Source organism: Dactylosporangium darangshiense (assembly GCF_039537565.1).
Classification (GTDB): domain Bacteria; phylum Actinomycetota; class Actinomycetes; order Mycobacteriales; family Micromonosporaceae; genus Dactylosporangium; species Dactylosporangium darangshiense.
Genome location: NZ_BAABAT010000004.1, coordinates 503,682 through 524,937 on the forward strand (window position 1 = coordinate 503,682; position 21,256 = coordinate 524,937).

The 21,256-nt window shown below is 71.5% G+C and carries 17 protein-coding genes and 1 tRNA gene; 12 read left to right on the top strand and 6 right to left on the bottom strand.

Translation table 11 applies throughout. The annotated features are described in order from the left end of the window. Nucleotides 1–28 precede the first annotated feature (28 nt). The 4 genes from ABD901_RS12190 to nudC are packed head-to-tail and all read left to right on the top strand — an operon-like array spanning nucleotide 29 to nucleotide 4,752. Nucleotides 29–1,216: a S8 family peptidase gene (locus ABD901_RS12190; protein ID WP_345124526.1), complete on the top strand. Its 1,188-nt coding sequence runs from the start codon at nucleotides 29–31 to the stop codon at nucleotides 1,214–1,216. After that, on the top strand, nucleotides 1,203–2,519 hold the full coding sequence (locus tag ABD901_RS12195; RefSeq protein WP_345124528.1) for a M16 family metallopeptidase: 1,317 nt from the start codon (nucleotides 1,203–1,205) through the stop codon (nucleotides 2,517–2,519). Before ABD901_RS12190 ends, ABD901_RS12195 begins: the two co-directional genes overlap by 14 nt. Beyond that, nucleotides 2,516–3,841 carry a M16 family metallopeptidase gene (locus ABD901_RS12200; protein WP_345124529.1) on the top strand — a complete coding sequence of 442 codons (1,326 nt, stop codon included), beginning with the start codon at nucleotides 2,516–2,518 and terminating at the stop codon, nucleotides 3,839–3,841. The genes ABD901_RS12195 and ABD901_RS12200 overlap by 4 nt, the downstream gene beginning before the upstream one ends. Further along, nucleotides 3,838–4,752 (top strand): NAD(+) diphosphatase, encoded by a 915-nt coding sequence (gene nudC, locus ABD901_RS12205; protein ID WP_345124531.1) that lies wholly within the window; start codon nucleotides 3,838–3,840, stop codon nucleotides 4,750–4,752. The genes ABD901_RS12200 and nudC overlap by 4 nt, the downstream gene beginning before the upstream one ends. Here the strand turns inward: nudC and ABD901_RS12210 are convergent, their stop codons facing one another. Further along, nucleotides 4,753–5,352: a hypothetical protein gene (locus ABD901_RS12210; RefSeq protein WP_345124532.1), complete on the bottom strand. Its 600-nt coding sequence runs from the start codon at nucleotides 5,350–5,352 to the stop codon at nucleotides 4,753–4,755. It abuts the gene before it with no gap. A 63-nt stretch (nucleotides 5,353–5,415) separates the two neighbouring features. Continuing rightward, a complete protein-coding gene (locus ABD901_RS12215; protein WP_345124534.1) occupies nucleotides 5,416–5,658 on the bottom strand; it encodes a mycoredoxin in 243 nt (80 codons plus the stop codon). A 101-nt stretch (nucleotides 5,659–5,759) separates the two neighbouring features. Here ABD901_RS12215 and ABD901_RS12220 point away from each other — a divergent pair, with 101 nt between their 5' ends. The 3 genes from ABD901_RS12220 (at nucleotide 5,760) to ABD901_RS12230 (ending at nucleotide 9,218) form a co-directional block, all read left to right on the top strand. Next, entirely contained in the window at nucleotides 5,760–7,865 is a 2,106-nt protein-coding gene (locus tag ABD901_RS12220) for an ATP-dependent DNA helicase UvrD2 (RefSeq protein WP_380139805.1), read from the top strand. 358 nt (nucleotides 7,866–8,223) lie between these two features. Then, nucleotides 8,224–8,709, top strand: a complete 486-nt coding sequence (locus ABD901_RS12225) for a hypothetical protein (RefSeq protein ID WP_345124535.1) — start codon at nucleotides 8,224–8,226, stop codon at nucleotides 8,707–8,709. A gap of 119 nt (nucleotides 8,710–8,828) precedes the next feature. Further along, a complete protein-coding gene (locus ABD901_RS12230) occupies nucleotides 8,829–9,218 on the top strand; it encodes a WhiB family transcriptional regulator (protein ID WP_345124537.1) in 390 nt (129 codons plus the stop codon). A gap of 526 nt (nucleotides 9,219–9,744) precedes the next feature. Here the strand turns inward: ABD901_RS12230 and ABD901_RS12235 are convergent. The 3 genes from ABD901_RS12235 to ABD901_RS12245 form a co-directional block, all read right to left on the bottom strand. Continuing rightward, nucleotides 9,745–11,100 carry an ABC1 kinase family protein gene (locus ABD901_RS12235; protein ID WP_345124539.1) on the bottom strand — a complete coding sequence of 452 codons (1,356 nt, stop codon included), beginning with the start codon at nucleotides 11,098–11,100 and terminating at the stop codon, nucleotides 9,745–9,747. A 204-nt stretch (nucleotides 11,101–11,304) separates the two neighbouring features. After that, nucleotides 11,305–12,684, bottom strand: coding sequence for a hypothetical protein (locus tag ABD901_RS12240; protein WP_345124541.1), 1,380 nt, complete (start codon nucleotides 12,682–12,684; stop codon nucleotides 11,305–11,307). A gap of 820 nt (nucleotides 12,685–13,504) precedes the next feature. Next, nucleotides 13,505–13,660: a DUF5679 domain-containing protein gene (locus tag ABD901_RS12245; protein WP_425516560.1), complete on the bottom strand. Its 156-nt coding sequence runs from the start codon at nucleotides 13,658–13,660 to the stop codon at nucleotides 13,505–13,507. Between the two features lie 384 nt (nucleotides 13,661–14,044). On the opposite strand from ABD901_RS12245, the gene ABD901_RS12250 reads away from it, so the two are divergent. Then, the gene (locus ABD901_RS12250; RefSeq protein ID WP_345124542.1) at nucleotides 14,045–14,569 is read left to right on the top strand and encodes a M48 metallopeptidase family protein; all 525 of its coding nucleotides are present in this window, start codon (nucleotides 14,045–14,047) and stop codon (nucleotides 14,567–14,569) included. Then, complete coding sequence (locus ABD901_RS12255) at nucleotides 14,566–15,156, top strand: hypothetical protein (RefSeq protein ID WP_345124544.1); 591 nt, start codon at nucleotides 14,566–14,568, stop codon at nucleotides 15,154–15,156. Before ABD901_RS12250 ends, ABD901_RS12255 begins: the two co-directional genes overlap by 4 nt. Nucleotides 15,157–15,304: 148 nt before the next feature. On the opposite strand, the gene ABD901_RS12260 is transcribed toward ABD901_RS12255, so the two are convergent. Further along, nucleotides 15,305–16,654 (bottom strand): zinc-dependent metalloprotease, encoded by a 1,350-nt coding sequence (locus tag ABD901_RS12260; RefSeq protein ID WP_345124546.1) that lies wholly within the window; start codon nucleotides 16,652–16,654, stop codon nucleotides 15,305–15,307. 56 nt (nucleotides 16,655–16,710) lie between these two features. On the opposite strand from ABD901_RS12260, the gene ABD901_RS12265 reads away from it, so the two are divergent. The 3 genes from ABD901_RS12265 to ABD901_RS12275 all read left to right on the top strand — a co-directional run bounded on the left by ABD901_RS12265 (nucleotide 16,711) and on the right by ABD901_RS12275 (nucleotide 20,971). Next, nucleotides 16,711–17,742, top strand: coding sequence for a YlbL family protein (locus ABD901_RS12265; RefSeq protein WP_345124547.1), 1,032 nt, complete (start codon nucleotides 16,711–16,713; stop codon nucleotides 17,740–17,742). A gap of 61 nt (nucleotides 17,743–17,803) precedes the next feature. Then, complete coding sequence (locus ABD901_RS12270) at nucleotides 17,804–20,779, top strand: UPF0182 family membrane protein (protein ID WP_380136910.1); 2,976 nt, start codon at nucleotides 17,804–17,806, stop codon at nucleotides 20,777–20,779. 118 nt (nucleotides 20,780–20,897) lie between these two features. Beyond that, nucleotides 20,898–20,971 (top strand) — tRNA-Met (locus tag ABD901_RS12275). Nucleotides 20,972–21,256: the final 285 nt, after the last annotated feature.

The window sequence follows — 21,256 nt, forward strand, 5'->3', positions numbered from 1 at the left end:
CTTGCGTCGATCCGGCACGCTATCGCGCATGAAGCAGCGGCTCGCGGCGGTGGCCGTCGGGATCGTCGCGGCGGTGGCGGTGCCCGCGTTGCCCGCGCGCGCCGACGTCATCCGTGACGATGAGTGGCACCTGCGGTACCTCAACGTCGCCGAAGCCAACCAGCACACCCGCGGCGAGGGCGTGACGGTCGCGATCGTCGACCGCGGCGTGGACCGCGCGCACGACGACCTCGCCGGCGCCGTGCTCGACCCGGTGTACGTGACCGGCCGAAGCGACGAGTCGCCGTCGCCGTCCCCCACGGACGCGCCGGTCGCCGACCCCGACGGCCACGGCACCGCGCTCGCCGGTGCGATCGCCGGCCGTGGGCACGGCGACGGCAACGGCGACGGTGTGATCGGCGTGGCGCCGGCCGCCAAGGTGCTGCCCGTCGTCCTCAGCACCCCGGCCGACCGCGCGCCCGGCCCCGACGAGATCGCCGACGGCATCGAGCTGGCGATCTCCCAGCGCGTGAGGGTGATCGTGGTCGGCTACTCGGTGGCCGGCAGCGACCGGCTCGCCCAGGCGATCCGCGACGCCCGTGACGCCGACGCGATGGTGGTGGCCGCCGACGGCGACCAGCCCAACCGCGACTTCGAGCCCTACCCGGCCGCCTACGAGGGCGTGCTCGCCGCCGTCCCGCTCAGCCGCGCCGGTGACATGCGGGTGCGTTCCACCAGCGGGCGCCGGCTGGGCCTGGGCGTGCCCGGGTTCCAGATCATGACCACGAACAGCGGCAACCGGTACCGCGTCGACGACGGCAGCGCCTCGCCCGGCCTGCTCGCCGGCGCGATCGCGCTGGTGCGCTCCGCGTATCCGGACGCCAAGGCGCCGGAGATCGTGCGGCGGCTCACCCTGACCGCGGTCGACGCGGGGCCGAAGGGCGTCGACTCGGAGTACGGACTCGGCCGCCTGGACCTCGTCCAGGCGCTCATCCGGCGGCTGCCCTCACCCTCGCCCTCACCCTCGGTCCAAGCCAGCGCCATCGGCGCGTCGCCGGCGCCCGCGCCGGTCGTCACGACACCGCCGCCGCCCCGCTCACGGGGGGAATACGGCTGGCTGCTCGGCCTGCCGCTGCTCGCCGTGCTCGCCGGGTTGGTGGCATACGCGGGCGTTGCCGAACGCCGAATCCGGATTTCCGCACGGGACGAAGTAGATTCGGTGGGTGTCCAGTCGTAGCCCCGCTGTGCGGATCCCGGCTTCCAAGTACCCCGTCGAGCGCTTCACCCTGCCCAACGGCCTGCGGGTGGTGCTGACCCCGGACCGCGCCGCGCCGGTCGTCGGCGTGTCCGTGGTCTACGACGTCGGCATCAGATCCGAGCCACAGGGTCGCACCGGCTTCGCTCACCTGTTCGAGCACCTGATGTTCCAGGGGTCGGAAAACCTGGAGAAGCTCGCCCACTTCCGCCACGTGCAGGGCTCGGGCGGCACGTTCAACGGCTCGACGCACTTCGACTACACCGACTACTACGAGACGCTGCCCTCCAACGCGCTGGAGCGGGCGCTGTTCCTCGAGGCCGACCGCATGCGCGCGCCCCGGCTGACCGAGGAGAACCTCCGCAACCAGATCGACGTGGTCAAGGAGGAGATCCGGGTCAACGTGCTCAACCGGCCGTATGGCGGGTTCCCCTGGCTGCGCCTGCCCCCGGTCATGTTCGACACGTTCGCCAACGCGCACGACGGCTACGGCTCGTTCGAGGACCTCGAGTCGGCGACCGTCGCCGACGCCGCCGACTTCTTCGACCGCTACTACGCCTGCGGCAACGCGGTGCTCGCCGTGGCCGGCGACTTCGACGTGGCGACCGCGACCGAGCTGGTCGAGCGGCACTTCGGCGACGTGCCGGCCCGCAGCGCGCCGGACCGGCCGGACTTCGCCGAGCCGGACCTGACGGCGGAGCGCCGCTCCTCCTACACCGACCGGCTGGCGCCCCTGCCGGCGGTGGCGGCCGGCTGGCGGGTGCCCGATCCGATCAGCGATCTCGACGCATATCTGCCTTATGTCGTACTCGCTGAGGTCCTCACCGACGGAGACGCCTCCCGCCTGGTGGAGCGGCTCGTGCTCCGCGACCGATCGGCGACGAGCGTGGGTGGGTACATCGGCTTCATGGGCGAGCCGTTCGCGGTCCGCGACCCAACGGCCCTGCTGCTGCAGGCCCACCTCCCGCCGGGCGGCGACGTGGACAAGGTCCTGCGCAGCATCGAGGAGGAGTGCGCGCGCATCGCCACCGACGGCCTCGCGCCGGACGAGCTGAGCCGCACGCAGGCGCGCATGGCCACCCACCTGCTGCGCGACACCGACGCGGTGCTCGGCCGGGCGCTGCAGATGGCGCTGCTGGAGCAGCAGCGCGGAGAGCCGGAGCTGCTCAACCGGCTGCACACGCTGATCGGTGAGGTCACCGAGGAGCAGATCGTGGCGGCCGCGGGGCAGCTCGTCCCGTCGCGGCGCGCCGCGGTCGAGGTCATCGCCGGAGGAGCAAAGTGACTGTGACCACCCCGCCGCGGGCCCTGCCGGTGCTCGGGCCCAACCGCGCGCTGAAGCTGCCGACCAGCGTCGAGCACACGCTGGACAACGGCCTGACCGTGATCGCGCTGCGCCGCTCGTCGGTGCCGCTGGCCGAGGTACGCCTGCGGATGCCTTTTGCGCTGGCCGACCTGTCCCGCGCCGCGCTGCTCACCCAGACGGTGCTGTCCGGCACGTCGACCATGTCGACCGTCGACATCGCCGCCGAGCTGCAGAAGGTCGGCGGCGGGCTGTCCGCCGGCGCCGACCCGGACCGGCTGCTGATCTCCGGCAACGCCCTCGTCGACGGCCTCGACCGGCTGCTGGACATCCTCGCCGAGGTGCTCACCGACGCGGCATACCCGGAGGAAGAGGTCGACACCGAGCGCGGCCGCCTCGTCGACCGGATCCGCGTGGCGCAGAGCCAGCCGAGCCATCTGGCGCGGGTTGCGCTGCTCAAGCGGATGTACGGCAGCCACCCCTACGCGGTGCAGACCCCCGAGCCCGAGCAGGTCGAGGCGGTCGTGCCCGACCAGCTGCGCGGCCTGCACGGCGAGCGGGTGCACCCGAGCGGCGCGACCCTCGTCATCGTCGGCGACCTCGAGCCGGAGCAGGCCATCGCGGCGGCCGAGCGGATGCTCGGCAAGTGGAACGGCGCCGGTGTGCTGGCCGAGCTGCCGCCCGCGCCGCCGCTGGAGCCGGGCCCGCTGACCCTGGTCGACCGGCCCGACTCGGTGCAGTCCTCGCTGCGCCTCGCCCTGCCGGCGGTGTCCCGCCGGCACCCGGACCACGCGGCCCTGCAGTTGGCCAACCTGGTCTTCGGCGGGTACTTCTCCTCCCGCTGGGTCGAGAACATCCGCGAGGACAAGGGGTACACGTACGGCCCGCACTCCCTCGTCGAGCACGCGGTCGCGGGCTCCGCGCTCGTGCTCTCCGCCGAGGTGGCCACCGACGTGACCGGCCCGGCGCTGCTGGAGACGCTCTACGAGCTCGGGCGGATCGCGTCGCTGCCGGCGAAGGACGAGGAGCTGGAGCAGGCCCGGCAGTACGCGCTGGGCACCCTGCAGCTGGGCATGTCCACGCAGGCGGGGCTGGCCGGCCTGGTCTCCACCTACGCCGGCTTCGGCCTGCGGCTGGACTACCTGGCCGAGCACGCCGCCCGGCTGGCCCGGGCGACCAAGGAGGACGTGGCGGCGGCCGCGGCGCAGTACCTGGCGCCGGCCAAGGCAGCCGCGGTGGTTCTCGGCGACGCGGCCAAGGTGGAGGCGCCGCTGGCCGCCCTCATGCCCGTCGTGCGGTCGTGACGGCCGTCCGGCAGACCACGCCGCCGTTCGCGCGGGGGCCGCTCGACCGGGCGGCCCACCGGCGCACGGACGACGCCTGGCTCGCCGAGGCGTGGGAGCGGGCGAAGGTCGTGGTCGTCGACGACGGCCATATCCTCGTGCGCCCCGGAGACCCGCCGGAGCTCGTGCTCATCGACCCGGAGAAGGCGCCCGCGGGGGAGAGGTTCTTCCTCGGCGAGTCCGACGACGGCACGGTGTACTTCGCCGTCGCCGCCGACGTCGAGCCGTTCGAGGGCACCGAGCGGGTGAACCTGCGCCAGGTCGGCCACGCGCTGGCCGACCTGCCGGCGGGGCTGTTCATCACCTCGGTCGCACTGGCCAACTGGCACTCGCGGCACCCGTACAGCCCGCTCAGCGGCAAGCTGACCGTGGCGGCGCAGGGCGGATGGGTCCGGATAACGCCGGACGGCGAGGAGACGATCTGGCCGCGCACCGACCCAGCGGTGATCATGCTCGTGCACGACGGCGTGGCCGGCCCCGACGGGCGCTGCCTGCTCGGGTTCAACGCGCAGTGGAAGCGGCTCGGCGCCACCGTGCCGCGCTTCTCCACGCTGGCCGGGTTCGTCGAGCCGGGCGAGTCGGCCGAGATGGCGGTCGCCCGGGAGGTGCTCGAGGAGGTCGGCGTCCGCGTCGACGAGGTCACCTACGTGGCGAGCCAGCCGTGGCCGTTCCCGGGCTCGCTCATGCTCGGCTTCCACGCGACCGCAACGGCGGGCGCGGCGATCACCGTGGACGTCGAGGAGATCGCGGAGGCGCGCTGGCTGAGCCGCACCGAGATCGCCGCGGTGCTCGACGGCGCCTCAGAGGAGTTCGGGCTGCCGTTCCCCGCCTCGATCGCGCACTACCTGATCACGGACTGGCTGTACGGCTGATCACGCAGTTGCCCTCCGGGTGAGGGCCTCGGCGTGCCAGGCCGTGCACCACCGGTCCAGCACGGCGGCGGCCTGCGCGGGCTCGACCTCGCGCAGCTCGTCCTCGATGCGCTCGCTGATGAAGGCGTTGGTCGGGTGCCACGCCAGGTCGCGCCAGACCGCCTCCTCGGTCACCCCGCCCGCCGGGGTGACCGAGCGGCGCAGCAGCGACAGTGGCCGCTCCGGCGTCGTCTCGTCGTCGACCCGCACGTAGTAGGTGATGAGCAGCCGCGGCGCGCGGGGCGGCCCGTCCCGCCAGGCCCGCAGCGCGTCGTCGGTGAGCCGCTCGCCGGGCTCCGGGGCGGGCGCCCGATAGGAGTGGGCGTGCATGCGGGCCAGCAGGTCCGGCTCCGGCGCGAGGCCCGACTCGAGGACCTCGGTCACGAACCGCTCGGGCCACAGCCACAGCCCGTCGGTGTGCAGCACCGCCGGGCCGTGGCGGTGGCCGATCGCGGTGCCGCCGGCGAGGTAGTCGGCGATCCGGCGGCGCCGGTCGGGATCGGCCACCCGCGGGCGCTCCGGTGCGTTGGGCACGTTGGCGTACAGACGAGCAACCCGCATGGTGGCCGGCCTCCCCAGGCATCCCGGCTATCTAGCCAGCCACCGTAACGGATTTGCAACCGTTCAGCTACCGACGGTTTCCAGATGCTTCTTGACCTGCACGATCGACGGGTTGGTCATCGCGGTGCCGTCGTCGAAGCGCAGCGTCGGGACGGTCTGGTTGCCGCCGTTGACGCTCTCCACGAACTTGGCCGCCTGCGGGTCCCGCTCGATGTCGACGACCTGGTACTGGATGCCCTCACGATCCATCTGGGTCTTGAGGCGGTGGCAGTAGCCGCACCAGGTGGTCGAGTACATGGTCAGCATGGGGTTGTTCCTCCAGAAAGCATCGGCGGGGTCACACGAGCAAAACCCCATAACGTCGTACCCGGCTGGAATGATGTCCAGCTGTGGCGGACTCCTCAGAGATTCTCGCTGGGTCGATCCTGCAGGGCCTGGATCCGGATCAGTCGATCGCGGTGACCGCCCCGGCCGGGCCGCTGTGCATCCTCGCCGGCGCGGGCACCGGCAAGACCCGCGCGATCACGCACCGCATCGCCCACCGCGTCCGATCCGGGCAGGTCCGGGCCCAGCACGTCCTCGCCGTCACGTTCACCGCCCGCGCCGCTGCCGAGATGCGCGAGCGCCTGGGCCGCCTCGGCGCCGACGGGGTCCAGGCGCGCACCTTCCACGCCGCCGCCCTGCGCCAGGTCCGCTACTTCGCGCCCCGCCTCTTCGACGGCCGTGACATGCCCGGGCTGCTGGACAGCAAGGCGCGGCTGGTCACGCAGGCCGCCACCCGGGCCGGCCTCAAGACCGACCGCGAGGTGGCCCGCGACCTCGCGAGCGAGATCGAGTGGGCGAAGGCGTCGCTGGTCGAGCCCGGCGACTACGCCACGGCGGCGGCCAAGGCGCTGCGCGAGCCGCCGTTCGACGCCGCCAAGGTCGCCCAGGTCTACGCGCACTACGAGCGGATCAAGCGCGCCCAGGGCGTCATCGACTTCGAGGACATGATCCGCGCCGCGATCTGGGCCGTCGAGGAGCACCCCGACGTCGCCGAGCAGGTCCGCGCGCAGTATCGGCACTTCGTCGTGGACGAGTATCAGGACGTCAACCCGATGCAGCAGCGCCTGCTCGACGCCTGGCTGGGCGGCCGCGAGGACCTGACCGTCGTCGGCGACGCCAGCCAGACGATCTACTCGTTCACCGGGGCGAGCGCCTCCTACCTCGTGGACTTCAAGCGCCGCCACCCCGGCGCGACCGTCGTGCGCCTGATCCGCGACTACCGCTCCACCCCGCAGGTCGTCGGCCTCGCCAACGCGGTGATCTCCCGCGCCCGCGGCGACCTGTCCCGGCTGCGCCTGGAGCTCGTCGGCCAGCGCCCCGCCGGCCCGGAGCCCACCGTTCGCACCTTCGCCGACGAGCCCGAGGAGGCCGCCGCCGTGGCCGCCCGGTGCGCCGAGCTGATCGCCGCCGGCACACCGGCCCGCGAGATCGCCGTGCTCTTCCGCGTCAACGCCCAGTCGGAGGCGTATCAGGAGGCCCTCGCCGAGGCCGGCGTGCCCTATGTGCTGCACGGGACCGAGCGCTTCTTCGACCGCGTCGAGGTTCGCGAGGCGATGATCGCCCTCCGCGCGTACCGCGGGGATCACGCCGACTCCCTCGTGCCCACGGTCCACCTGGCGCTGGAGCGGGTGGGCTGGCGGCCGGACGCCCCGCCCGCCGGCGGCGCCCAGCGGGAGCGCTGGGAGGCCGTGGCCGCACTCGTCAATCTCGCCGAGGGCATGCCCGAGGCGGCGCTGGACGCGTTCAACGCCGAGCTCGCCCGGCGCGCGGCGCTGCAGCACGTGCCCACCGTCGAAGGGGTCACGCTGTCGTCGCTGCACTCGGCGAAGGGGCTGGAGTGGGACGCGGTCTTCCTCGTCGGGCTCGCCGAGGGGACGCTGCCGGTCATCCACGCACGCACGCCCGATGCGGTGGAGGAGGAGCGGCGGCTGCTGTACGTCGGGGTCACCCGCGCCCGGCACACGCTCTGGCTGTCGCACGCATCGGCCCGCCAGCCCGGCGGCCGGCCCCGGCGCCCGAGCCGGTTCGTGCCTTCCGCCGTCCCCGACGCCTCAGGCGCCCGGCCCGGCGCCGACGGCCGCTATCCGCGCCGCCCACTGGACAAGGCCGCCGTGGCCGGCCGGGCGCGCCGGGTCATGGCCGTGTCGTGCCGGGTGTGCGGCACCGGCCTGGTCAACGGCGCCGACCGCAAGCTCGGCCGCTGCTCCACCTGCCCGTCGGACCTCGACGAGGAGCTGCTCGCCCGGCTCGTCGACTGGCGGGCCCGGCTGGCCGGCGTCCAGAAGGTCCCGGCGTTCGTCATCTTCACCGACGTCACCCTCGCCGCGATCGCCGAGCGCCGCCCCGCCCGCCGCGAGGAGCTCGCGGTCATCGCCGGGATCGGCCCGCGCAAGCTCACGCTCTACGGCGACGACGTCCTCGCCCTCGTCTCGGGCACCACGGTCGACGCCCTCGCCGAGGGCCGCTGATCCTCCCCACCGTCGCACCGCCGCCCTCGAAGCGGCGCGCCTCCATCGATCGAGGTGCGTGCCTTAGGTAACGGTTGTGTTGCGCGATGGGCGGCTCGCCCGCGACGGGGCAACGCGCTCGGGGGGTGCTCCGGTAACGTGTCCATCGCGGTTGGGGCCTTCGCAAGAAGGGTCTTGAACAGCATGGACAGGTGTGACTCGGCAACGGTTCAACCGGTTGCCCGACAGCTGGAAATGTGACAAGGACTTTTCCCGGAAATTCGATTGCCCTACCGTTGAAGCACGGCATAGCCTGCGAACACGACGCCGGAACACCGGCGGCGACGCACCACGAGTCTGCGGAGAGAAGGTGGCACCCGTGAAGCTCTATTCAACCCTGGAGCGGCGCTCGCTGCTGCCTGCCCTCTGCCCGTCGACAGCGGTGGTTCGTCGTGTCGCGCCGCCGTTGGTCTCGCTGCAGTGGCAGGAGTCTGCCCTGGCGCAAGACCTGGTCGCTGTCTCGGTTCCCGTCGATGTCCCGGCTTCCGTCCCGGCCGCCGTTCTGGCTGCCCCGGCCGCCGCCCTGGCTCCGTCCGCGCGCGTTGCGGGCGTCGCTACCGGGTCGGTCCGGGTCGAGCTGACGGTTCGGGGCACCGAGCTGGGCGGCAAAGACGAGACCCGCACCGACGGCACCCATGTCCGCACCACCCGTATCGATGAGATCCACGTCGCTTCGGCGGCTCAGCTCGACCAGCGCGGAATCCGTGTTCAGGGGATCACTGGGTTCAGCGCGAAGCAGGACATGACGGCTCCGAAGCCCAATGGCGGAGTCCGCGGCATACCACCTCGAGGCAGGCCGGTCTAACAAGACCGACTCACCGGCTCACCTCGAGGCCGCGGAACCCGTAACCGGGATCCGCGGCCTCATTCATTTGCACCGGACGATCACACCAAACGATCGACAGACAGAAAGGGGTGACCGGGATGAGCCTGGCCTTGGCATCGATCGACGTGCGTAACAGCACCGCGTCGGCCGTGGACGAGCGTCTCCGCGTCGCTGCGCGAGGCGTCAAGTCCGACCTGCCGTGCCGCACCTTCGACCCGGACCTGTGGTTCGCCGACTCGCCGGCGGAGCTCGAGCTCGCGAAGTCGCTCTGCGTGGAGTGCCCGCTCCGCGCCGAGTGCCTGGCGGGCGCGATCGAGCGCGCCGAGCCCTGGGGTGTCTGGGGTGGCGAGATCTTCGAGCGCGGCGCCGTCGTGCCGCGCAAGCGTCCGCGGGGCCGCCCGCGCAAGGAGGACGTCGCTCGCGACGCCGTCCTGCGGGTCGAGGTTGCCGCTCGCACCAAGGCGGTTACCGCCGGTGTGGCGGCCTGACATGAACGCACATCGACTGCCGGCCAGCCGAGCGCCGCGCGCCGCGCGACCGACCCGGCTCCGTACCGACACCAACCGCACCGACGTTCGCAGGAGTTTCGAGATGTCTTTGCAACTACTCCATGAAGCCTTGTCGAGGGCGCGAATGCGTGGGCCTCAGGCTGTCAACCACTCTGAGGCTTACCCGTCCGCTCGTCAGGTCGCCATGCGTGCTCGCCGTGAGCAGGAGCGCTACCTGACCCGACACTGATCAATGCGAAACGGGCCCCCTCGCGGTGAGGGGGCCCGTTCCCATGCCTTTCTCGCGTGCCCGCTTTCGCATTCCCCGCTCGGCGCCCTCGGCCGTTGCTCCGCGGCTCGTGTCCTTGCTCCGCGGCCGGCGTTCTTGCTTGTGCGGCTCGCGTCGTTACTCCGCGGCTCGCGCTCTTGCTTCGAGGCTCGGTCCTTGCTGCGCGGCTGGCGTTGTTGCTCCGCGGCCGCGCCGTTGCTGGGCGGGGCTGCTTTGCCGTCGGCCGGCTAAGCGCCGTTACTTGGCGGCTTTGGCGGCGCGCCGGCGCGGCTTCTTCGCCGCCGGGTCCGCGAAGCCCGGGAGCCACTCGGTGAGGATGCCCCGGTAGGCGGCGCGCGCCTCGAGCTGGCACAGCACGCCGATCGAGCCGAGCGTCACGCGGTGGACCATCATGTACGACGGCGGCAGGTTGAGCTGCCGGCTCAGTGCATAGGCCGGGCTCTTCGGGTTGGCCAGCCGCCCCGCCTCCCCGCGCAGCCACGCCCGCGTGAACTGGAACTCGTCCTCGGCGATCGGGTCGAGCATCGGCCGGATGTAGCCGAGCACCGCGGCCGCGTCGACCTTCCCGTCGGTCTTGATGAACCCCTCCTGCTGCAGCCCTCCCAGCACCGCGTCCGCGTCGCCGGCCAGCGCCAGGCGGGTCAGCCGGCCGATGACCTCGGGGTGCCCGCCCGGCAGGTGCGCGACCGCGCCGAAGTCCAGCACGCCGAGCCGCCCGTCGCTGAGCAGCCGGTAGTTGCCCGGGTGCGGATCGGCGTGCAGCATGTCGACGCGGGCCGGCGCGGAGAAGTGCAGCAGCGCCATGAGGTACCCGGCCCGGTTGCGCTCCTCCTCACTGCCCTCGGAGATGATCGCCGACAGCGGCGTCCCCTCCACCCACTCGGTGACCAGCACGCGGGGCGAGGAAGCGAGCACCGGCGGCACGTAGATGTCCGCATCCCCGTCGAACGCCACGGCGAACGCCGACTGCGACTTGGCCTCGAGCTCGTAGTCGAGCTCTTCGGTCACGCGGTCGCGGATCTCCTGCACCAGCGGCTTGACGTCCAGCCCTGGCTGGATCGCCTTGAACAGCCCGGCGAAGCGAGCCAGCTGGTTGAGGTCGGAACGCAGCGCCTCACCGGCGCCCGGGTATTGCACCTTGACCGCAACCGGCCGCCCGTCCGACCACACGGCCCGGTGGACCTGCCCGATACTGGCGGCGGCGGCCGGCTTGTCCTCGAACTCGATGAACATGTCGCGCCAGTCGGCGCCCAGCGACTCGGACAGCACCTTGTGCACGCTGGCGGCCGGCAGCGGCGGCGCGGCCTCCTGCAGCTTGGTCAGCGCCGCGCGATAGGGCCCGGCCAGCTCCTCGGGCAGCGCGGCCTCGAACACGGAAAGCGCCTGCCCCATCTTCATGGCGCCGCCCTTGAGCTGCCCCAGAACGCTGAAGAGGTGCTCGGCGGTGCGCCGCTGGACATCGGCGGAAACCACGTCGGCGGCCATGCCCGTGACGCGCTTGCCAAGCCCGAGCGCGGCTCGTCCGGCCAGCCCGAGGGGAAGCGACGCCAGCCGTGCGGTGCGGGCGACTGCGCCCCTGGGGATCTCGGTCACAAGCCATTCTTACTCGGTCGGCGCGCTTCCACGGGGGCGACGGGAGTCACAGCGGGCTCGCCGACCCCATTGACACGCTCAGTATCTCTGCCGACGCCACGCCGTGTCGCCGCTTTTCACCGCATCCACACACCCGCCCCACCGCACTCACACACACCCGCCCACCGCGCCCGCGCTTCCCGCTCTAGCCGCTGCCGTTGTTGTCTAGCCGCTGCCGCCGGTGCCGCTGGGGGTGGTGCGGCGTCGGCGGCGGCAGTCGCAGCGAGGGTGGGCGGTCCACTCACGGCGGCGGAACTCGCCGGGGCGGGAGATTTCCACGATGGCGGCCTCGGTGCGCAGCGGCAGGCCGTCGATGTAGGCCAGCACCTCGTCGGCGGCGAAAGCGGCGCCGGCCATGGCCGTGGTGATCGCGCACGGCTCGCCGGCGTCGGTCTTCGCGGTCGACAGCTGGGCGGACAGGGCCGGCCAGGCGGGGTCGCGGTCGGCGCGGTGCCGGTCCAGGCATTGGCCGCACGGGGAGGCCGCGGGGCGTACGAGCGGGCCGACGAGCACCGTGCCCAGCCGGATCGTCACCTCGAGGCGCGGCAGGGCGTTCAGCCGGAAGCCGCGGCGGGCGAGCGCGGGTGGGTTGCGGTCGCCGACGCGGACGACGAAGTCGACGGTGTCCGACCGTACCGGTGAAACATTCACGCCCGGCGCAAACCGCACGATCGCCGTCGAGGTCGCGATGGCCCGCGATGCGTCGACGTCGTCGCAGGCGAGGCCGCCGACGGCCACGTCCGCGTAGGTCGCGATGCCCTCGACGACCGGCTCCACGTGGCCGATGCCGGCCGCGGCCAGTGCGGTGGCCAGGGGCGCGACCAGCGGACCGCCGCCCGCCACGACCACGCGAGCGGCCCCGCGGCGGCGCAGCACGTCGGCGGGGGTGCGCCCCCGGCCGCCAGGAAGACCACCGGCGCGCCCGCGACCAGCCCCGCCGAGTGTGTGCTCTGCGTCACCATCAGCTCGTTGCCCGAGTCCGGGGATGTCCTGCCCGGAGTCGGGGCGGAGCGGATCGGAGGCGGCGTTGCGTTGCTCGGAGTCGCGGAGGAGTGGACCGGGCGGGAGCGAAGAGGAGTCGGGGAGTCGTGGCGCGGCGCCGGGGTGGTGCGGTGCGGCGCCGGGGTGGTGCGGCGCGGCGCTGGGGTGGTGCGGTGCGATGGCGGGGTGGTGCGGTGCGGTGGCGGGGAGGCGCGGTGCGGTGGCGGAGCGCTGGCGCAGGCCGATGGCTGCCGCTTCGGTCGTCAGGCGGGCGTTGACCGCGGCCGGAAGGCCCGTCGGCAGCAGCGCGTGGGCGCCGATCACCAGGCCGGCCGAGCGCAGGGCCTGCAAGAGCTCGAGGGTGTCGGAGGCGTCGATTCCGGCGGCCTCGGTGGCGGCCAGGAGGTTGTGGATGGTGTGGGAGCCGTCGAGGAGGTCCAGCACGCGCAGCAGGTCGGGGCGGCGCAGCTCGAGCACTACCGCGTGCTCCGGGTCGGTGCCGATCTGGACGGTGCGGTCGTCGCGCATGAGGCGCCGTAGGCCGGGCAGCAGCGTCGGTCGCATCGCTCGACAGTGCCACAACCCGAACGCCGGCCGAGGCGGTTGTCCACAGGACGATCCACCGTCGGCCGGCGTTATCCACAGCCGCTGGCCGAGTTATCCACAGGGCAAGGTGCAAAGGCCGCATACCGTGCGGGGTTCCGCGCGACGACTTTGGGGGCTTGCGACCGGCGGCCAACGCGCGATGCCGTCAGAGTGGAGCCGGCCATCGGCCCGGATCGCGATGACAGCCGGATTCAGGGCGGCGTTACCGAAATTTCGGAAATGTCCGCTTGAATCGCAGATGCGTCCGGGCTCGACGCCGGGGGTCACGCCGTTTGCCGTGACGGCCAGGTGCCGATTGGGAGCGGATGCCACTTGCGACCGGGCGTCAGGACAAACCGAGTGCAGTTTGCGTCCGGACGCCAAAGGCAACCGAGTGCAGTTTGCGGCCAGGTGCCAGGACAACCTAGTGCAGCCTGCGACCGGGCGCCGAACTCGACCGGGTGTCGAGGGGCCGACCGAGCGCCGAACTCGACTGGATGTCGAGGGGCGATCGGGCGCTGAACTCGACCGGGCATCGAGGGAGCGACCGGGCGCTGAGCCCGACCGGGGGTCCAGAGGCGACCGAGTGCCGAGCCCGACCGGGTGTCGAGAAGCGACCGGATGTCGGGCACGTACGGGCAGCTCGAACCGGGCGTGGGTTGGGGACGCCCGATCCGGTGCCCGCCCGCGTACGCCGAGCCAAGGCCTTACGCGAGTCCCCGGGCGCCGGGCGGACGCCGTGGCGAGATGACGCCGGACGCCGAGCCGTGGCGTGCCGAGGAGCCGCCGGACCGTGAGCTCAGGCCTTGCCGAGGATTCGGTTGACCGTCGTGCCGCAGACCGGGCAGGCGCCCTTGGCCATCTTCATGCCGGTCTTCGAGATGGCGATCTCGCCCTCGAAGTCCCGCTTCTCCTTGCACTTGACGCAGTAGCCGTTGTAAGTCTCGGCCACGATGCCCTCCTCATCTCGGTCCGGCACGCCCCGCGCACCGGTGCTGACCAGCTAGGCCAACGTGGTGAGTGTGCCTTGTCGGACACTCGGGGAAAGTGCGGTTAGACGGGACACGCCGAGCGTAATCGGAAGATCTTCCTCCAACCGCACCGTACACACTATGCACAGGCTGGGGATAACCGTGTGGGCAACGGTGTGGGTTGCTGTGGATGAAATCCGCCCGGAGGTCCCCGACGACCCGGAGTGGCCCCCACATCCGGTGGAATCTTTCCGGCGAGCTACCACGAATGGGTGACTTACGGACGGCCTCCGCGAGATTGGGCCTTGCGAAGGGATGGCAGCCTCCGGCTAGCGTTCCTCCGTGAGCGGTACCCGAGGGGGGCCGGCATGACGCGCAAGCCGGTCATCGAGGTGCGGCGCAGCAAGCGCCGCCGACGCACGGTGTCTGCCTACCGCGACGGTGAGCGGGTGGTCGTGCTGATCCCGGCCCAGTTCTCCCGTGCGGAGGAGCGCGAGTGGGTCGACCGCATGCTCGAGCGCCTTGCCGCCCGCGAGCAGCGCGCCCGCCGCACCGACGTGGAGCTCACCGCCCGTGCGCAGCGCCTCGCCGCTCGCTACCTGCCCGATCACCCGCTGGCCGCCCGCCCGGCGAGCGTGCGGTGGGTGCAGAACCAGAACGGCCGTTGGGGATCTTGCACGCCGGGCGACGGTACCATCCGGATTTCGCACCGCGTGCAGGAGATGCCGGACTGGGTGATCGACTACGTACTGCTGCACGAGCTGTCGCACCTGGTGATCGCGAGCCACAGCAGCGCCTTCTGGGCGCTCGTCGGCCGGTACCCGAAGTGTGAGCGAGCGCGGGGGTATCTTGAGGGGGTGTCAGCGGCCGCGGGTTTGGGGATCACCGAATGACGGTCGCCGCCGTCATCGCACTCCTCGTCCCGGTCTCCTGGTCGCCGCCGGGCACCGATGTCGATGCGTGGCGCTCGGCCATGGCCGAGGACCTCGTCGACCTGCTGACGCCGCTGCCGCGTGTGCAGCCGGCCATCGCCGCCATCGCGGCCGATCTGGCGCTGGCCGCCAAGATCGCCTGGCCCTCGACCCGGATCTACGAGGTCGAGACCCCGACCATCCGGGCCGCGCTCGCCGCGGCCGGGGCCGACGGGCACGACAAGGCCGCGGTGGTCCTGGCCGATGCGCCCGACCTGCCGGCGATGCTCATCGGCAAGCTGCTGCGGCCCCTGTCGACCCGCGAGCTGGCCGTCGCGCCGGCGCACGACGGCGGCCTGCTCGGGGCGGCCGCCCGCCTGCCGCTGCCGGAATGGATGCCTGAGCTGGACGCCGAGAACGGTGACGTCGTCAGCGCGCGCCGGCCGGCGCCCGAGCCCACCATGGTCGCTGCGGCGCCGGGCTGGCACCGCCTGCGCGGCCCCGCCGACCTGCGCCGCCTCGATCCGGGCCTCGACGGTTGGGAAGCGACCCGCGCGCTCCTGACCTGACCGACCCGACCGGTAGCCCGAACTACGCCGCCTCGGGCGAGCCATTCCGATGCTGAGAAGAGAGACGCGGACGCGCTGAGAGAAAAAACCCGGGCGGTCCTGACCTGACCGCCCGGGTAAGCACTGGACGTACCGAATCCGGGGCTTTTCAGTCTTCCTTGGGCTCCTCGCCCGTCTCGTCGTTGAAGCCCAGGTCGCCCAGGTCGAGCTGCGTGCGGGCGAACATCTCCGGCTCCGCGAACGCCTCCTCGTCCGGCAGCAGGTCCGGGTGGCCCCACAGCGCGTCGCGGCCGGCCACGCCGCGGTGCTCGCTGAGCGCGTTCCACAGCGCGGTCGCCTCGCGCAGGCGCCGCGGCCGAAGCTCCAGGCCGACCAGCGCGGCGAAGGTCTGCTCGGCGGGGCCGCCGGCCGCGCGGCGGCGGCGGAAGGCCTCGGAGAGGCGCACGACGTCGGGCAGGCGCTCGCCGGCCGCGCGGTCGACCACGTGGCATACCCAGCCCTCGACCAGCGCGAGCGCGGTCTCGAGGCGGGCCAGGGCGGCGCGCTGCTGCGGGGTGTCCTCGGGCGTGAAGATGCCCTCGAGCACCAGCTCCTGCGGGTCGTTGCCCAGCGTCGACGGGTCGATGCGGCTCATCGCCTCCTCGATCGCGTCCCGGTCGACGTGGATGCCGGCCGCGTAGGCCTCGACGGCGGCGAAGACGTGACCGCGCAGCCACGGCACGTGACCGAAGAGCCGCTGGTGTGCCGCCTCGCGCAGGGCCACGTAGAGGCGGACCTGGTCGTCGGGGATCTCGAGGCCCTTGCCGTACTCGGCGATGTTGGCGGGCACGAGCGCCGCCGTGCCGGCCGGGCCGAGCGGCAGGCCGATGTCACCGGCCGAGAGCACCTCGGCGGCGAGGGAGCCGAGCGCGGTGCCCAGCTGGCCGCCGAGCAGCGCGCCGCCGAGCGAGGCGACCATCGAGGTCATCGGGCCCATCTGGGCGCGCATCTCCTCGGGCACCAGCTCGGTCATCGCCGACACCATGCGTGCCGCGACCGGGTCGCACAGCTTGCGCCAGATCGGCAGGGTCTGGTTGAGCCACTCGCCGCGGCTCCAGGCGGCGGTCGAACGCACGCCGGAGGGCAGCGCGGACTCGGGCTCGAGCCACAGGTCGGCCAGGCGCAGCGCCTCGATGACCGAGGCGCGCTCGGCCGGGCTCACCGCCGGGTCGCCGATTGGCTTCGCCGAGTCGTCGGTGGTGGTGTCGCCGGTCGTCGCCACCTGGGTGCCCGGCATGGCGAAGCCGACCGGGAACTGCGACATGCCGGCCGCCGGGCCGCCACCGGTGAGGTGGGCCTGGGCCAGTTGCCGGGCCAGATCCCAGTTGACCGGACCGCCGCCGGGCGTGGCGAACAGCTGCTGCAGCTGGTTCAGGAATTGCTGCATCTGGCGCGGATCATTGGGATCCGGCACGTCGCCGCCGGACGGACCGAAGCCGAACGGGATGTCTGCGGGCATTCCACAACGGTACTCGCTTCCTGGTGCATTAGGCCGGGAGCGCTAGGCTCGCCGCCATGAGACGTCGTGGGCTCACGGTCCTGATCGGGGCGCTGCTGCTGCTGGTGCTGTCGTGGCAGGCGACCGTGGTCAAGGTGCCGTATGTCGAGATGGGGCCGGGACCGACCTACGACACGCTCGGCACGGACACGGGCAAGCCGGACGGCCGCCCGATCATCAGCGTCGACGGCGCCTCGACCTCGAAGTCCAAGGGCCAGCTGCGCATGACCACCGTCTCGGTGCAGCCGGAGCTCACGCTGTTCGACGCGATGGTCGGTTGGTGGGGGGACGATCACGCAGTGGTACCGCGTGAGCTCATCTACCCGCCCGACCGCTCCCAGGAGCAGGTCGACCAGGACAACGCCCAGCAGTTCCAGCAGTCACAGACGTCGGCCGAGACGGTGGCGCTGCGCAAGCTGGGCTACCCGGTGTTCGTCACGGTGGCCGAGGTCACCGCCGGCTTCCCCGCCGAGGGCAAGCTGCAGAAGGACGACGTGATCAAGGCCGTCGACGGCACCCCGGTCGACTCGCCGGACAAGCTCACCGAGCTGGTGCGCGCCAAGCCCGCCGGCACCGCCCGTCAGGTGGAGATCACGCGCGGTGGCCAGGCGCAGACGGTGGAGATCGCCACCAAGGACGTCGACGGCAACCCGCGCCTCGGCGTGCAGATCACCACGACGCAGCCGCACCCGTTCAAGCTCACGATCCAGCTCGACAAGATCGGCGGCCCGTCGGCCGGCCTGATGTTCACGCTGGGCATCATCGACACGCTGCAGCCGGAGGACCTGACCGGCGGGATCGTCATCGCCGGCACCGGCACGATCGACGACGCCGGCAACGTCGGTCCGATCGGCGGCATCCCGCAGAAGCTGGTGGCCGCCAAGGCCGCCGGGGCCAAGGTGTTCCTGACGCCGGCGAGCAACTGCGCCGAGGCGATGGACAACCCGCAGCCCGGCCTGCCATTGATCAAGGTCAGCAACGTGGACGACGCGCTGGGCGCCCTGGAGACGCTGCGAGCCGGTCGGACGCCGACGCTGTGTAGTAGATGACTACGCTGAACGAGTTTCCATACGCGAACGGGCGGAGCCGACCGTGGTAATGCGTAATCCGATGACCAGGGTGAGCCGGCGTGGCCGGGTCACGATCGCCGTGCTGGTGGTCGTCTTCCTGCTGTTCACGCTGTTCGACCGGGTGGTCGGGGCGTGGGCCGACTATCTGTGGTTCTCCGAGGTCAAGTACCCGCAGGTCTTCACCGAGGTGCTGACGACCCGGATCTGGATGTTCGTGATCTTCGGGGTCGCGGTCGGCCTGGTGATCGCCGTCAACCTCTACCTCGCCTACCGCACCCGCCCGCTGCTGCGGCCGCACTCCGCGGAGCAGCACGCGCTGGATCGCTACCGGCTCTTCCTGCTGCCGCACATGACCGGCTGGATCGTCCTGGTCGCCGGCCTGATCGGCCTGTTCTCGGGCCTGTCGGCGCAGGGGCACTGGCAGGACTGGATGCTGTTCAGCAACAGCACCCCGTTCGGCCAGACCGACCCGCAGTTCCACGTCGACCTGTCGTTCTACGTCTTCGAGTACCCGTTCTGGCGGTACCTGCTCGGCGTGGCCTTCACCGCCGTGGTCTTCTCCCTGCTCGGCGCGCTGGCGCTGCACTACCTCTTCGGCGGGGTCCGGCTGCAGGGCGCCGGCGAGCGCATGACCGCCGCCGCCCGCGCGCACCTCACCGGCCTGGTCGCGCTGTTCGTGCTGCTCAAGGCCGCCGCCTACTTCCTGGACCGGCGCGGGCTGCTGCTGGACAAGTTCCCCACCCAGGATCTTTACGGCGCGGGGTACACCAACATCAACGCCCTGCTGCCGGCCAAGGAGATCCTCGCCTGGATCTCGATCATCGTGGCGATCGCGATCCTCGTCTTCTCCAACGCGTTCATGCGCAACCTGGTGTGGCCGGGTCTCGCGCTGGGCCTGCTGGCGCTGTCCGCCGTGGCGGTCGGCGGCATCTACCCGGCCGCGGTGCAGTCCTTCACCGTCAAGCCGAGCCAGCTGCAGAAGGAGTCGCCGTACTTCCAGTACGCGATCGACGCCACGCGCGAGGCGTACGGGTTGAAGGACGTGAAGGTCCAGCCCTACGCGGCGGACAACCTCAACCCGCCGACCTCCCTGCTGGACGGCAAGGACGCGACCGTCAACAACATCCGGCTGCTCGACCCGGCCGTCGTCGGCGACACGTACACCCAGCAGCAGCAGGTCCGCGGCTTCTACGAGTTCAACCCGAAGCTCGACATCGACCGCTACACGATCGACGGCAAGACGCAGGACTACATCGTCGGCGTCCGCGAGATCCGCTACGACCAGCTGCAGCAGAACAACTGGCAGAACCGCCACAGTGTGTACACGCACGGCTACGGCTTCGTCGCGGCGCCGGCCAGCCAGGTGGTCTGCAGCGGCCAGCCGCTCTACGTCTCGGGCTTCCTCGGCGACACGACCACGTCGGGTGACAACACGAGCGAGCGCTGCGTGGCCGACAAGGACAAGATCCCGGTCACCAACCCGCAGATCTACTACGGCGAGCAGATGGGCGACGTCTACGCGATCGTCGGCAAGGCCAAGGCCGGCGACCGCAACGCCGAGTTCAACCTGCCGACCGGTGGCGAGGACCAGTCGTCGACCTACTCGACGTACGACGGCAGCGGCGGTGTCGCCGTGAACACCTTCTGGCGCCGGCTGCTCTACGCCGCCTACTTCCGCGAGACGAACTTCCTGCTCTCCGGGGTGCTCAACGAGCACTCGAAGGTCATGTACGTGCGCGACCCGGAGACCCGGGTGCGCAACATCGCGCCGTTCCTGACCCTGGACAGCGACCCCTACCCGGCGGTCGTCGACGGCAAGATCCAGTGGATCATCGACGGGTACACCACGTCGGCGACCTACCCGTACTCGCAGAAGCTGGACTGGAACACCGCGATCCAGGACTCCTCGACCAGCGGCCGGGTCTTCCCGGAGCCCCGCCAGGACGTGAACTACCTGCGCAACTCGGTCAAGGCCACCGTCGACGCCTACACCGGCGAGGTCAAGCTCTACGCCTTCGACGAGTCCGACCCGGTGCTCAAGACCTGGAACAAGGCCTTCGGCGGCAAGCTGGTCCAGCCGCGCTCGGCGATCAGCCAGAGCCTGATGGACCACCTGCGCTACCCCGAGGACCAGTTCAAGGTCCAGCGCGACCTGCTCAGCCGCTTCCACGTCACGTCGCCGGACGGCTTCTTCTCCGGGCAGGACTTCTGGGAGGTGCCGAAGGACCCGGCGAACCCGACGCTGGACCAGCCGCCGTACTACATCGTCGCCCAGCTGCCCAACCAGACCGACGCCCGCTTCCAGCTCACGGCCGCGATGGCGCCGCGCAAGCGGGGCAACCTGGCCGCGCTCATGTCCGCCTCGTACGTCAACGGCCAGCCCCGCTTCGAGGTGCTCGAGCTGCCGGCGAACACGGCGGTACAGGGCCCGAACCAGACGCACAGCAGCATGACGTCCATAGCCGACGCGAGAAAGGACCTGACCCAGTTCGCGTCGAACAACTCCGACGTCATATACGGCAACCTGCTGTCACTGCCGGTCGCCAACGGCATGCTGTACGTCGAGCCGATCTATCTGAGAAACAAGAACGACAAGGCCTTCCCGCGGATGCAGAAGGTGCTGGTCGCGTACGGCCCGAAGTACATGGCCTATGCCGACGACCTAGCCACCGCCCTCGGCCAACTCGTGAAACAGGTCACCGGCCAGGCGCCGGTGCCCCAGACCGAAAACGGCCAGACACAGGGCAACCCGACAACCGGCAACCAACCGGGCACGCCACAGGTCCAGGACGCGATAGCCGCGATGAACAAGGCGATCGCCGACCTGAAGGCCGCGCAGCAGTCCGGCGACTTCGAGGCGTACGGCAAGGCCCTCAAGGCCCTGCAGGACGCGATCGCCCGGTATGAGGACGCGGTGAAGGCGGCAGGTGCGAATCCTTCGCCCAGCTCGTCTGCGTCGCCGTCGGCGTCGGCGGGGCCGTCTGCCTCGCCGTCTGTCCAGCCGTCAGCGGGCTGATTCAGGCCTTCTGTCACCCGGGTCGGGGGTAACGACCCCGGCCCGGGTGACGCCCGACACTATCGGCCCCAACCGATTTGGAACTCGGGACGAGAGTGCGCTAATCTATACAAGCCGACGCGGGGTGGAGCAGCTCGGTAGCTCGCTGGGCTCATAACCCAGAGGTCGCAGGTTCAAATCCTGTCCCCGCTACAACCCTGAGGGCCCCTGCTTCGTGCAGGGGCCCTCGCCTTTTGGGTTGTAGCCTTGCCCGCCCGCTTCGCTCGCTCCTTTCCTGGGGGAGCTTCGCTCCACCCAGGCCCCCTCAGAAGCGTCGGGGCTTGCGCTGCTCGGGAAGGTTGCTCCACCACCCCTCAGAAGCGTCGGGGCTTGCGCTGCTCGGGAAGGTTGCTCCACCACCCCTCAGAAGCGTCGGGGCTTGCGCTGCTCGGGAAGGTTGCTCCACCACCCCTCAGAAGCGTCGGGGCTTGCGCTGCT

What these genes read in the sequence shown, in the direction of transcription:
- ABD901_RS12210 (WP_345124532.1), bottom strand. Translation starts at nt 5,352, where the DNA reads ATGCGGGTTGCTCGTCTGTACGCCAACGTGCCCAACGCACCGGAGCGC.
- ABD901_RS12240 (WP_345124541.1), bottom strand. Translation starts at nt 12,684, where the DNA reads ATGCGACCGACGCTGCTGCCCGGCCTACGGCGCCTCATGCGCGACGAC.
- ABD901_RS12265 (WP_345124547.1), top strand. Translation starts at nt 16,711, where the DNA reads ATGAGACGTCGTGGGCTCACGGTCCTGATCGGGGCGCTGCTGCTGCTG.
- ABD901_RS12230 (WP_345124537.1), top strand. Translation starts at nt 8,829, where the DNA reads ATGAGCCTGGCCTTGGCATCGATCGACGTGCGTAACAGCACCGCGTCG.
- ABD901_RS12260 (WP_345124546.1), bottom strand. Translation starts at nt 16,654, where the DNA reads ATGCCCGCAGACATCCCGTTCGGCTTCGGTCCGTCCGGCGGCGACGTG.
- ABD901_RS12190 (WP_345124526.1), top strand. Translation starts at nt 29, where the DNA reads ATGAAGCAGCGGCTCGCGGCGGTGGCCGTCGGGATCGTCGCGGCGGTG.
- ABD901_RS12270 (WP_380136910.1), top strand. Translation starts at nt 17,804, where the DNA reads ATGACCAGGGTGAGCCGGCGTGGCCGGGTCACGATCGCCGTGCTGGTG.
- ABD901_RS12255 (WP_345124544.1), top strand. Translation starts at nt 14,566, where the DNA reads ATGACGGTCGCCGCCGTCATCGCACTCCTCGTCCCGGTCTCCTGGTCG.
- ABD901_RS12215 (WP_345124534.1), bottom strand. Translation starts at nt 5,658, where the DNA reads ATGCTGACCATGTACTCGACCACCTGGTGCGGCTACTGCCACCGCCTC.
- ABD901_RS12250 (WP_345124542.1), top strand. Translation starts at nt 14,045, where the DNA reads ATGACGCGCAAGCCGGTCATCGAGGTGCGGCGCAGCAAGCGCCGCCGA.